This window comes from Flavobacterium ustbae (genome assembly GCF_003946915.1).
GTDB lineage: Bacteria > Bacteroidota > Bacteroidia > Flavobacteriales > Flavobacteriaceae > Flavobacterium > Flavobacterium ustbae.
In genome coordinates, this window is record NZ_RPOC01000011.1 from 1 (window position 1) to 12328 (window position 12328).

General features: G+C 33.5%; 9 protein-coding genes. 2 read left to right on the forward strand and 7 right to left on the reverse strand.

The window, feature by feature from the left end; genetic code table 11:
• Positions 1 to 485 precede the first annotated feature (485 nt).
• Together EG814_RS14215 and EG814_RS14220 are read right to left on the reverse strand one after the other, a co-directional pair.
• Positions 486 to 3623: a hypothetical protein gene (locus EG814_RS14215; protein ID WP_125722569.1), complete on the reverse strand. Its 3138-nt coding sequence runs from the start codon at positions 3621 to 3623 to the stop codon at positions 486 to 488.
• Positions 3624 to 4110: 487 nt separating this feature from the next.
• Positions 4111 to 4329 (reverse strand): hypothetical protein, encoded by a 219-nt coding sequence (locus tag EG814_RS14220; RefSeq protein WP_125722570.1) that lies wholly within the window; start codon positions 4327 to 4329, stop codon positions 4111 to 4113.
• 395 nt (positions 4330 to 4724) lie between these two features.
• On the opposite strand from EG814_RS14220, the gene EG814_RS14225 reads away from it, so the two are divergent.
• On the forward strand, positions 4725 to 5087 hold the full coding sequence (locus EG814_RS14225; RefSeq protein ID WP_125722571.1) for a hypothetical protein: 363 nt from the start codon (positions 4725 to 4727) through the stop codon (positions 5085 to 5087).
• A gap of 287 nt (positions 5088 to 5374) precedes the next feature.
• On the opposite strand, the gene EG814_RS14230 is transcribed toward EG814_RS14225, so the two are convergent.
• Positions 5375 to 6034 (reverse strand): alpha/beta hydrolase, encoded by a 660-nt coding sequence (locus EG814_RS14230; protein WP_125722572.1) that lies wholly within the window; start codon positions 6032 to 6034, stop codon positions 5375 to 5377.
• A gap of 308 nt (positions 6035 to 6342) precedes the next feature.
• Here EG814_RS14230 and EG814_RS14235 point away from each other — a divergent pair, with 308 nt between their 5' ends.
• Positions 6343 to 6627 (forward strand): GNAT family N-acetyltransferase, encoded by a 285-nt coding sequence (locus tag EG814_RS14235; RefSeq protein WP_125722681.1) that lies wholly within the window; start codon positions 6343 to 6345, stop codon positions 6625 to 6627.
• Here the strand turns inward: EG814_RS14235 and EG814_RS14240 are convergent.
• From EG814_RS14240 to EG814_RS14255, 4 genes are all read right to left on the reverse strand, one after another.
• Positions 6624 to 8054 carry an anion permease gene (locus EG814_RS14240; protein ID WP_125722573.1) on the reverse strand — a complete coding sequence of 477 codons (1431 nt, stop codon included), beginning with the start codon at positions 8052 to 8054 and terminating at the stop codon, positions 6624 to 6626. The two genes, EG814_RS14235 and EG814_RS14240, sit on opposite strands and share 4 nt — an antisense overlap.
• A 14-nt stretch (positions 8055 to 8068) precedes the next feature.
• The gene (locus EG814_RS14245) at positions 8069 to 9157 is read right to left on the reverse strand and encodes a porin (RefSeq protein WP_235830978.1); all 1089 of its coding nucleotides are present in this window, start codon (positions 9155 to 9157) and stop codon (positions 8069 to 8071) included.
• A gap of 313 nt (positions 9158 to 9470) precedes the next feature.
• Complete coding sequence (locus EG814_RS14250) at positions 9471 to 11045, reverse strand: anaerobic C4-dicarboxylate transporter (protein WP_206430313.1); 1575 nt, start codon at positions 11043 to 11045, stop codon at positions 9471 to 9473.
• Between the two features lie 50 nt (positions 11046 to 11095).
• Complete coding sequence (locus EG814_RS14255; protein ID WP_235830979.1) at positions 11096 to 12205, reverse strand: porin; 1110 nt, start codon at positions 12203 to 12205, stop codon at positions 11096 to 11098.
• Positions 12206 to 12328: the final 123 nt, after the last annotated feature.

A 12328-nucleotide genomic window follows, 5' to 3' on the forward strand; every position in this document is an offset into this window, starting at 1 on the left:
TGAAATTTAAAAACTTCTTTTATACATTGAAGTTTAAATTCGTAATTGTATTTAACTTTTCTTTCCATAAAAATGCCCCCAAATAGTGTCTAACTTTTTGGGGGCAGTTCACTGGATGAATTTGGGATTTTTTTTATGCGTTTTTATTTTCAAAATGCATTCAAAAACGCATAGACAATATATCACGGATATATTGTCAACTCGTTTCCGCAGTTTCAATCGTGTTATGTTTTGAAAACCAGTATGCAAAATATTTTTAAAGAGTATTCTTTTAATGGAGAAATTCAGAAAATAAAGTTGTGAATAAATATTATTCATCAAAAACCATTTTCACGATACTATCATACCTAAACAACATGCTTATTTTATAATACAAAAAAAGCGCAAAGTCTAAATGACGTTTGCGCTTTCCAAATATTACTCTTTAAAACTTGACAACCTTTGTGGGCACAGATTACAAATCTGTGCTATCGGTTAAGTAAGCTCTATAATCCATTAACCACAGCTGGCATAGATCCACTAGAATTTCCTGACAAATTAACACTTTGATCACCTAAAGTATTAACCATAGAATTATTTATAATCATACAATAAAGTGTCCAGTTTCCATTTAAATTATTAGAAGTAGTACCTCCGGCGTAATCAGCTGACAAATGCCAAGTTCCGTTTTGTATAAAAGCATATACATTGAGTGGTGTAAAAGTACCACCATTAGACGCTTTAAGTCCGCCACCACGAGGATCAAAAGAAGATCCTACCACAATTACAGTATAATCTGCAGCATTTACCTTAATATCCAAATCATTAACAAAATCTCCAGCAACATTATTAATTATGTATCTAACACTATTAAAAGCTTTAGTATTTCCTGCTCCAGTTCCTACTGCATATACCTCACCAGTAGTATTGTCTCTAACTAATTGCGAAACTCCATCTTGAGGTGCTTTTGCGGCAGTACCCAAATACATCTTATCTGCAACTTTTGCTGTACCATTAACCTCCAATTTTTTTGAAGGTGTAGTTGTACCAATCCCTACATTACTTGATTCATCAATATTTAATGCAAATGCACTTGCTTTGCTATTGTAAACACCAAATTTACCGTCAATTTTATTTAGTCCAAAATAATTGGTATTAGTAGTTGTTCTGTCTTTAATCTGTAGCTCATAACCTACCTCAGCACGATTAATGCTTGTTATATTTTTTGAGCTCATATCTAAATCCCGAGCAGCTTTATGGTTACCCAAATTATCACCGCTAATAATATAAGGATTAGCACTGGTACCTGCTCCGGTTACAATATTATCAGGATTAGTACCTGGTTTTATTATGGTTTCAGCACCGGTTATAGAAGGTTTGTTTTTAATAAACGAAGCATCAGAGGTGTTAGTCGTATTCCAGTCCGCCTGAACCTGATTGTTTTTAATAAAAGTTGCAGCATCTTTCCAAACTAAATTACCGCTATTATCTAAAGAAGTAGCAACAGAACCTGGTACTATAGGTTTAGAATCATCAGCGTTTTGATTAACTGCTAACTTTTGAACAACAGTTTTACGGCTACCTTCTTCAATATAAAGATCATTTTCTTTATTCTTACTAGAGTAAATACCAAAAATTCCATTATTTTTAGTTAATGAATAAGTATCTGGATTGCCACCAACCTGATCTTTAAAATACTCAATATTAACGTTGTTAATATTTTTTGAGCTCATATTTAAATCCTGCATAGCTATATGGTTACCCAAATTATCACCGCTAATAGCATAAGGCTCAGCAGTAGTACCTTTTCCATTTACAGTTATAAGATTACCAGCGATGGCATTACCTGCTTGCACTTTCGTTTCAGCACCGGTTACTGTTGGTATGGCAGGTTTGTTTTTAATAAACGAAGCATCAGAGGTGTTAGTCGTATTCCAGTCCGCCTGAACCTGCTTAGTCCCTATTGTAGCAGGGTCTTTCCAAATTAAATTACCACTATTATCAGACGAAGTAGCAATATAACCTTGCGCTATGGCTGAACCATCAGCATTTTCATTAACTGCTAATTTCCTAACAACGGTTTTACGAGTACCTTCTTCGATATAAAGATCATTTGCTTTATTCTTACTAGAGTAAATACCAAAGTTTCCATTATTTTTAGTTAATGAATAAGTATCTGGATTGCCACCAACCTGATCTTTAAAATACTCAATATTAACGTTGTTAATATTTTTTGAGCTCATATTTAAATCCTGCATAGCTATATGGTTACCCAAATTATCACCGCTAATAATGTATGCATCAGTCGCTGTACCTGTTCCTGTTACAGTTACAAGATTACCTGTAATAGGTGCAGTACCTGCTTTTACTTTCGTTTCAGCACCGGTTACAGCTGCTGGTTTGTTTTTAATAAACGAAGCATCAGAGGTGTTAATCGTATTCCAGTCCGCCTGAACCTGCTTAGTCCCTATTGTGGCAGGGTCTTTCCAATCTACGCTACCTTTATCATCGACAGAAATAGCCACATAACCTGCAAGCGGTTTATTATTAGCAGTAGTACCATTACTAATGGCAATGTTATTTAGAGTAGTCTTACGGGTTCCTTCATCCACCTCTATATCATTTCCCTGTTTGTTAGAGTTAAAAACTCCTAAAACTCCGTTTACTTTATTAAACCCGTAATACTTTGTATTAGTTGTTGTTCTATCACGAAGCTTAAGTTCATAATTTACAAAGGCATTATTAATATTATCTATATCTTTATTTGCCATGTTCAATGTTGTTGTAGCTGTATGGTTACCCAAGTTATCACCGCTAATAGCATAAGGCTCCGCACTAGTACCTTTTCCATTTACAGTTATAACATTACCAGGGACGGCATTACCTGCTTGCACTTTTGTTTCAGCACCCGTTACCGTTGGTATGGCAGGTTTGTTTTTAATAAACGAAGCATCAGAAGCGTTAGTCGTATTCCAATCAGATTGAACCTGGTTGTTTTTAATAAAAGTTGCAGCATCTTTCCAAACCAAATTACCGCTATTATCTGCAGAAGTAGCAACAGAACCGGGTACTATAGGTTTAGAATCATCAAAGTTTTGATTAACTGCTAGCTTTTGAACAACAGTTTTACGGGTACCTTCTTCAATATAAAGATCATTTGCTTTATTCTTACTAGAGTAAATACCAAAATTTCCATTATTTTTAGTTAATGAATAAGTATCTGGATTGCCACCAACCTGATCCTTAAAATACTCAATATTAACGTTGTTAATATTTTTTGAGTTCATGTTTAAATCCTTAATAGCGGTATGATCCCCTAAGTTATCGCCGTCGCCAGTAATAGAAAGTTTTACCCAAGCCGTACCATTCCAGTAATAAAAACCAGCCCCTAAAGTAGCGTTTGTATTATATACCATTAAACTCACCGCAGGATTTCCTCCGTTAATACTTGCCTTATCGGAAAGACTTGTTAAATTTACTCTAGGAACAAGTAAACCTTTATTTGTTGCATTAAGATCTAATGCTGCAGACTTATCAGGATTATTTCCTGACATCCCTACCTGAGCAGAAGCGCTTTGGATGCCGATGGTCATAAAACAAGCAAGAGCTGCCGCGCTTGTAACCTTTTTCATTGTAGTTTTCATGATCAAATTTTTATCTTATTATTTGTCCTTTAATTTTAAATTAATATCTAAAATGTTGTTATTCATGTTCATAGGTTTTCTAGATTTTAATTTATGGTGCAAAATTACCTCGACAGTGAAAGATGTATGACCCACAAAAGTTTTTATACTATTAAAATAAGATAATTATCTTCCATAGGTTGAAAATTAAATCCGATAGTAAATTATTTTAAGATGTCCTTATTTTTTTAATGAGGCCGTGTAGAAGTTACAATTTGGCAACGGTGAGAACCAAATAGCATGGTTTTATTTAAATCAGAAACAAGTAGGTAAAAATATCCTTTGCGGTAAAAAGGAATTTTGATGTTCCTGTTTATAAGTGCGGTCTTGTAAAAAAGTAAGTATATAGAGTAAGCCTTATACTAATTTTTGTACTATTAAGTGTAGCCTAGAAATATAAAGTGCGGCGTGTTTTGTTTGAATGTGGACTCTATTACTAGAGTAAAAGTTAATCGGCTACATTTTTTAACAGATTAGAAATGGTCTGCTCATTGGCTTTTACCATTTTAGCATAATCTTTCTTGATACTATCCGGTTTGACTCCACTAACTGCTCCGCTAATAGACTGACGGATATAATACTTAGAGACATTATATTTTAAAAACAACGCTTCTAAAATATTTGAATCATAAGATTTATAAATTTTGTTCTTATTTGCATTCATCATTTCGATTGTTTAAAAAGTATCACAAAGGTAGTTGATAATTTTAATCTAACAAAACTTTATAGAAGATAATTTCTTACTTTTTTAAATCTGAGAGGCTTCTAAAGTAGCCATAAAAAGTAATGTTTAGATCATAATGCCCATTTTAATGTGTTTTTCTTTTTCTAAAATTAGGATATTGAGTATAATTATTTTTATTTAGTTGTAAATTACATTCTGTAAATATTTTAAATAGTATCTTGATATTGTAGTATTTATATGATTATTTTAAATAATCAGTTTTACTATTATAAAAATTTTATTGTACTTTTGCGTGTTACTGCTTTAGTTTAAAATATTGAAACTAAAATGTAATATCAAAGAATGCATGTAATTTTTATTGAGGTTAATTTCTATAAATGAATCCTATTTTAGAGCGTATTAAGTTGCTGGCAGAAAATGAAGGAATTACGATAACTAAATTGGAACTGATAATCGGCGCCAGTAAGGGTGTCTTGACGCGCGCTATATCGCATAATAGTGATATTCAATCAAAATGGCTTCTTAATCTTGTTGAAAATTTCCCTGCTTACAATTGCGAATGGCTTATAAAAGGCAATGAGCCTATGATTTTAGCAACAGATTTTAGAAATAACGTTTCAGAATCGGATGTGATTTATAAAGATCTTGCAGAATCACGAAAGGAAACTATAGAAAGTTTAAAAAAGGTTATCCTATTACTTGAAGATAAAATTTCTGTTAATGAATATGAAAAGCTTTAAAGGTTTTTATTTTATGGAATTGTTTTTTGTTTCAGGTTTTAAGTTTCAAGTTTCAGGTTTCAGGTTTCAGGTTTCAGGTTTCAAGTTGCTTTGGGTGCGTGTTTAAAAGGGTTGATTGTGCTTCTATAATGCGTGTCCTTACTTTACGGTTCTTTGAATTCGTTCAGGAAAACAAACTTTATAGATACTTTACCATTACTTTGCACAAGCTTTGTCAAAGTTCAAACGTAAAAACTATGACGTCGGTTTAAACTTGAAACCTGAAAAAAAATAAACTTGAAACAAAACTATTCTTCCAATATTATTGAAGGCAGATTCTCATTCAGCCATTTATACTTATTCAAGATCATGATATGTGTGCCGCCTTTTACTAGAATACATTTGTTGATATATTTTATCGGGAAAACATCGTCCTGATCTCCGTGTATATGAATTACATTTTCGTCAATTTTATCTCTATCCCAAAGAATAACGCTTTCTACAGCCCATTGCAAATAGCCTAAATCACGAACAGATAAAAACTTTTCGTATAATTTTATTCTTTTATTGACTTTTTCTCCAAATGAAAATTTTGCAAGCTTTTCGATATTTAAGATCAACTGCATCGGAATCAACTTATACGCTTTGGTTCTTTTGCCTATTTTCATTCTCCTCGGAAATTCGGCATTGCTTCTTACGCTCGATATAATAATTATTTTTCTTGCCTGAATATGTTTTGCAATTTCCTGAACCAGAATTCCGCCAAAAGATACTCCAATTAAAACTGGATTTTCATGTTTTATATTCTTGCTGATTCGAAGCGCATAATCTGACAGCAATTCTTTTGGATTGGGAATTTCCCATTCTAAAAGATGCATTTCAAAAATAGTTTCATCCAATTTTATCCTTTCAAAAATAGACGAACTTGCTGCCAAACCTGGCATAAAATAAACTGGAATTTTACTCATAACATTAAAATGAAATTACCATTAGTATATTATTCTAAAAAATAAAGTTACTTTTTTTAATATCATGACAATCAAATTTCAGACCTATTTATAGTACTTGCTCAAAAAAAATAAACTTTGAACAATAACTTAAAGTCTACAGCTGCAAAAAATAATTTAATATTGAAAATCAAATGATTACCTTTGCATTTCGAGATGTTTATCGATTTAAAACCTTATAAAGAGTTTTCTTTCAAAAAATGTTTCGTATCCCAAATTCACTATTTACCAATAACCTAACAAAAATTACTATGGAAACTTCTGTAATTATGGAAATCAAAGACAACACTTTTGCACGCCAATTTGAAACTGTCATCCCTGAAGGTATGTTAGCAGTTGAGTATTCCTTTCAAGAAAAAAAGATTTTTTTAACCAAAATCAACAAGCCAGATTCTTACGAGAACGAAGAAGCAATTAATACTTTATTGAAGAATATTTTAGAATTAAGTTCTGAAAAAAATTATAGAGTAGTTCCTATTCACCCAAAGATTGTTTCTTTTTTCAAAAAAAATCCTAGATACAAAGAATTGCTTCCTCCTGGAATTAGAATCTAAAAGTCGCCAATAACTCGGAGCCACAATCCTCCTATTACCATATAAATTAAGAGCATAATCAGACCGGTTATAAGCCCTTTGACCCACCAGCTCTTTAAGTCAACATAACCGCTCCCAAAAAATACAGGTGCCGGACCGTGACCATAATGCGTTAAAGTTCCGTAAAGCGATCCAACAAAACCAAGCATAAAGGCTAAAAGCAACCCTGGAATTCCGAGCGAAACACCAACACCAAGTAAGGCTGCGTACATTGCTGCAACGTGCGCAGTTGCACTTGCAAAAAGATAATGACTAAAGAAATAGACCAATATAATAATAGGAAAAGCCATTTGCCAGCTTAATCCGCCAATTTCTGCTTTTACTAAATCGCTAAACCAAGCTATAAAACGTAATTCGTTGAGCGAACTCGCCATCATTACCAAAACAGAAAACCATACAATAGTATCCCACGCCCCTTTTTCGGCTTTTACGTCATCCCAAGTTAGTACTGACGTTAAAAGCAAAATTACTAATCCAATAAAAGCTGTAGTTGTGGCATCTATAGAAAACAAATCTCCTGTCATCCAGAGAAAAAGCAGAATAAAAAATGTAAGCAGCATCATCCATTCGTTTCTTGTTATTGCACCCATTTCCTTTAGTTTTTGAGTTGCAATCTGCGGAGCATCGTCTGTTTTCTTTAATTCTGGCGGATATATTTTATATAAAACAAACGGAATAACAAAAAAGGCACACAAACCAGGAACAATCGCCGCGGCTGCCCATGACATCCAAGTGATTTTGATTCCTAAATTCAATGCAAACTTCTGACACATCGGATTGCTGGCCGTTCCTGTTAAAAACATTGAGGAAGCGATCAGATTCATATTATAACTATTTAAAGTTAGATAAGAACCTAATTTTCTATGCGTTTCCGGATGATCTGGCAATGAACCAAAACTCATCGACATGGATTTCATAATCGGATAAATAATTCCTCCTCCTCTTGCTGTATTACTCGGAACGGCAGGTGCCAGAACCAAATCGGCCAAACCTAGACCATACGCCAATCCAAGCGAACTTTTTCCGAATATTTTTATGAATAGAAATGCAATTCTATTTCCTAAACCCGTTTTGATAAAACCTCTTGCAATAAAAAACGAAATTCCAATAAGCCAGATTACCTTATCTCCAAATCCTTTCAAAGCCAAAGTGATTGCTTTTCCAGGATCTCCAGGTGCCAAAACTTGAGACATTGCGGTCAAAGCAATGGCAATCATACACATGGTTCCCATTGGCGCTGCTTTTAGGATAATGCCTAAAATCGTAGCCACAAATATGGCAAACAAATGCCATGCTTCTGCTTTCACGCCGTTTGGAGCAGGAATAAACCAGATTGCAATTCCGATTACTAATGTGATTATGGTCTGAGGAATTTTTACTTCTTTCATAAGATAAAACGATATTAAAGTCTACATTGAAACTGTATGATAAATAAATTATCATTATAAGTAGTGGTATCAGGAATACTTCTGTCAAAACGGTCCATTTCAAATCCGAGTTCTATTCTTCCCGTGTATGCTTTCCCAAATTCTAGACTGATCATTGGTGTATAGGTCTGTCTTAAATTGGAATTTATTTTATAACTCGGATCAAATCTTTCATATCTGCACGAGGCTTCCAGTGCGGTAAGTTTTTTATAGTTTATGAGATATCGAAGATTGGGAAGAAAATAAACCCCACGCATTTGATAATCAGCCACATTTCCTATTCTTTGATCCGCTGGAATTGAGAAATATAAATTATGATTGGTTCCTTGTTTGTATTCGATCTGTAAATCAAAAGTCATTTTATCTGTTAATTTGAAATCGCTGGTTATATCTGCTCCGACTGCAAAAACATCTTCCTTAAACACTTTGCCGATACCACCATTTAAGCCCAAATTAATTTTATACTCTTTTGAAAGTGCAAAAACCCATCTTGTAGAATATTGTTTTCCATTGTCTTTATCCATTTCAACATTTTTTCCATTTCCATTTAAAAGAGAAAAAGCATAACTGACTGGGACTTTTCCAGCATCAAAAGAGCCTGTTAACGAAGCGCCTATTTGAAAACTGGTCCAGCCATTTTTTCCAAATTCATAATATTGATTAGAGAAATCAAAAGATTTAATAATATCTACAGGAACCAACTCTTCAATTCCAAAAGCGGGTCTAAACTGCCCTCCGGTAACAGCAAAATATTTATTGAAGGTATATTTTGCGTAAGCATTTTCTAACACCTTGCCTTTTGTATCCGATTTGAAATCGGCTAAATTGACTAATATTACCACTTCTGTCGCTTCGCTTAATTTGGTATTAAGCCCAACACGCATTCTTTTTATATCAAAAGTACTCTGAACAACATCTCCTGTAGAATGCTGAAGTCCCGAAACATCTACATCGCTACTAAGACTTTGCAGATAACGTGCCTGAAAAAGGCCTTTAAACTGAAATTCTGGATATTTTACGACATTTTTAATTTCTTCTCCGTGATTTACATCGCCTTGAGCCATTATAAAAAAAGGAAAAAATAGAAAGACAAAAACAATTCTTATTAGTGGTTTGCTCACGAACTCCATAAATAAAAAATTAAAATTCTATTGCCTGATTAAATCAGTTTTTGGTTCTATAAAAAAGATAACTCCCTTGCATTCAACCTAAAACACGATCTAAAATAATAAAAATAAATCTAAGGTGTAAAAAAATCCGCATTAAAATTTTATTAACAAAGAATAAAAACAAAAAAAAGCACAAGGAATCAACTTGTGCTTTTTTTAAACCTATACTGATCAAAATTATAATTGATCTAGCATTATCTTGTTTTTTTTATAATAGTTCTACTAGTCCAAAACCTACAATAACTGCTGTCCAGACCGCAATTAAACCTGGAATCATAAAACTATGATTTAGTATCCAAGTACCTGCTTTTGTTGTCCCAGATCTGTCAAAATTTATAGCGGCCAAATCACTTGGGTAAAAACAGAAAAAGAAATAAGCATAAGATGCAGGTATACAAGCCAACAAAACGGGAGTTGGAATTCCTAAGGAAATCCCTAAAGGCATAATTACTAATAATGTTGCTGCCTGACTTTTTAGAAATGCTGAAGCACAAAACATAGCTAAAGCAAAAGTCCATGGATGCGCCGTCACCGTTTCACTTATTAAAGATAAAATATAAGGCTTGTTATTTTCGATTACAGTATCACTCATCCAGGCAATACCAAAAATCATTACAGCCGCAACCATTCCTGCATTAAACACTTTAGTATCAGAAATACTTTTTGCAGTTATTTTTGTCGCAAAAAGTATAATTGCTCCAACAGCAAGCATTACAAATTGCAAAACAATACTCATTTTTAAAGGGTTTCCTTCTTTGTCAAGAGGCAAAATAACATCTGGAAAAATGGCAATAACTACAATTCCTAAAATTCCTAAGAGGAAAAGGGCTAAAGCGGTTTTAGATTTCTTGCCAAATTTATTAGTCTGCTGTTCTAAATCTCCGAAAATATATTTGCGCTGTTCTTCATCTTTAATTTTTTCCTGAAAGATTGGATCATTTTCTAAATCTTTTCCTCTTTTTAAACTCCAAAGCGCGGCAAGAAGCAAGCCGGCAAGACAAGAAGGAATTGTAATTTTAAGAATATCAATAAGGCTTACATGCAAGTTTGCTACTGCAAAAATCCCAACCAAAGCAGCCGCTGCCGCCGAAATCGGGCTGGCCGTTATTCCTAATTGACTACAAATTGCCGCCATTGCCATAGGCCGTTCCGGACGAATTCTATTCTTAATCGAAACATCATAAATAACAGGCAATAATGGATAAACGGCATGTCCAGTACCCACAAGCATAGTAAGTGTAAAACTTGTCAGAGGTGCTAGAAACACTATTTTACTTGGATTTTTACGCAGTAATTTTTCAGCATAACTTACAATTAAATTAAGCGCTCCTGTTGCTTCTAATGATGATGATGTCGTCACTACGGCAAGAATAATAAGCATTACTTCTACAGGAGGTTTACCTGGCTCAACACCATACATAAAAACCAAAAGTGTAACTCCGAGACCACCGAGCATACCTAATGCTATACCTCCATATTTTATTCCAAAATAAATTATAACCAAAAGCAGAATCAATTGACTCCAAAATAAAAATGGGGCATTGGTTGGCAATTTTTTATCAGTGCCGTTTTCTGCTTTTGCAAGAGTTGTATCTAGTTTTTTTTCTTTATTCGTAATTGAACTTGATTGGACTTTATCTGTGAAAGTAGAAGCTTCAGCAATAACTTGCTCCGAAATAACCGCTCCTTTTTTACTTTCTGTTTGATTCTGGTTAGCCAAACAAACACTCATTCCTGTCAGTATAAGAAAAAGACAAAGGAATATTTTTATATTAAATTTCATTTTTAGTTCTGTTTTTAGTTAGTGCGTTTGAAAGGTTGGTTTTCTAAGTATTAAAAAAATCTGCCTTGAAACTGAATGATGAACAAGTTGTTGTCGTAGTTCGTTGTATTAGGAATGTTCTTTTTGTAATTATCCAATTGCATTCCCATTTCGATTCTGCCTGTATATCCTTTTCCAAACTCTAAACCTACCATTGGAGTGTATGTTTGTTTAGCATTTGAATTAATCTTAAAGCTTCTATCGAAGTATTCATAACGGCATGAAAATTCTATTGCAGTTAATTTTTGATATTTAATTTCATATCTCAAATTGGGTAAAAAGTAGGCGCCACGCATCTCATAATCATTCAGATTGCCTGTTCTGGCATCGGTATCCAAAGAATAATATAAGAAATGATTGATTCCCTGTTTACCTTCCAATTGTGTTTGCAGAATCCATTTGTCGGCCAATTTAAAGTCGGCTGTAACATCTACTCCAACAGCAAATACTTTATTATTGTAGACTTCTCCAATACCACCATTCAAGCCTAAATTAAAGTTGTATTTTTTACTGAGTTCAAAAACAAGTCTCGAAGAATATTGTTTTCCGTTATCCTTATCTTGAACCTGATCTTTTCCGTTTCCATTAACAGCAGAAAGCGCATAAGTAACAGGAATTGAAGCCAGATTAAAAGTTCCAAACATCGAAGCACCGATTTGAAAACTAGTCCATCCATTATTTCCAAATTCATTATATTGATTGGAATAATCAAAAGATTTAAGAATGTCGGCAGGATTTGTTTCTTCTATACCGAAGGCAGGTCTGAACTGTCCAACCATAAAACCAATATTTTTATTGAAAGTATATCGCGAAAATGCATTTTCTAATACTTTCCCTTTAGGATCCGATTTAAAATCGGCAAAATTGGCTAAAAGAGAAATATCAAAACTTTCTCCTAATTTTGCAGTAACACCCAATCGCATTCTTTTAATGTCAAATGTATTTTCGACTGCTTTTCCATCTGTATGCTGCAATCCCGTAACAGCATCGACATCATTACTAAAACTACTTAAATAGCGACCCTGAAAAAGTCCCTGAAATTTAAGTTGCGGATATTTTACTTCATTTTGAGTATTCGTTTCGTTTGTTTGTCCATGCGAGAGAAAAGGAAAAATTAACAAAAGAAGAAAGACTCTTAGTCCAAAAAAATTACTCACCAGCTTCATAAATATTAAATTAAAATTTTTACACCAAACACGTTAACGTGTTTATTCTTACAATAAAAATAATTTGATATTTGTGCA

Coding starts and splice junctions, on each gene's coding strand:
- EG814_RS14225 (WP_125722571.1), top strand. CDS start 4,725: ATGAATCCTATTTTAGAGCGTATTAAGTTGCTGGCAGAAAATGAAGGA.
- EG814_RS14230 (WP_125722572.1), bottom strand. CDS start 6,034: ATGAGTAAAATTCCAGTTTATTTTATGCCAGGTTTGGCAGCAAGTTCG.
- EG814_RS14250 (WP_206430313.1), bottom strand. CDS start 11,045: ATGAAATTTAATATAAAAATATTCCTTTGTCTTTTTCTTATACTGACA.
- EG814_RS14215 (WP_125722569.1), bottom strand. CDS start 3,623: ATGAAAACTACAATGAAAAAGGTTACAAGCGCGGCAGCTCTTGCTTGT.
- EG814_RS14220 (WP_125722570.1), bottom strand. CDS start 4,329: ATGATGAATGCAAATAAGAACAAAATTTATAAATCTTATGATTCAAAT.
- EG814_RS14240 (WP_125722573.1), bottom strand. CDS start 8,054: ATGAAAGAAGTAAAAATTCCTCAGACCATAATCACATTAGTAATCGGA.
- EG814_RS14245 (WP_235830978.1), bottom strand. CDS start 9,157: ATGGCTCAAGGCGATGTAAATCACGGAGAAGAAATTAAAAATGTCGTA.
- EG814_RS14235 (WP_125722681.1), top strand. CDS start 6,343: ATGGAAATCAAAGACAACACTTTTGCACGCCAATTTGAAACTGTCATC.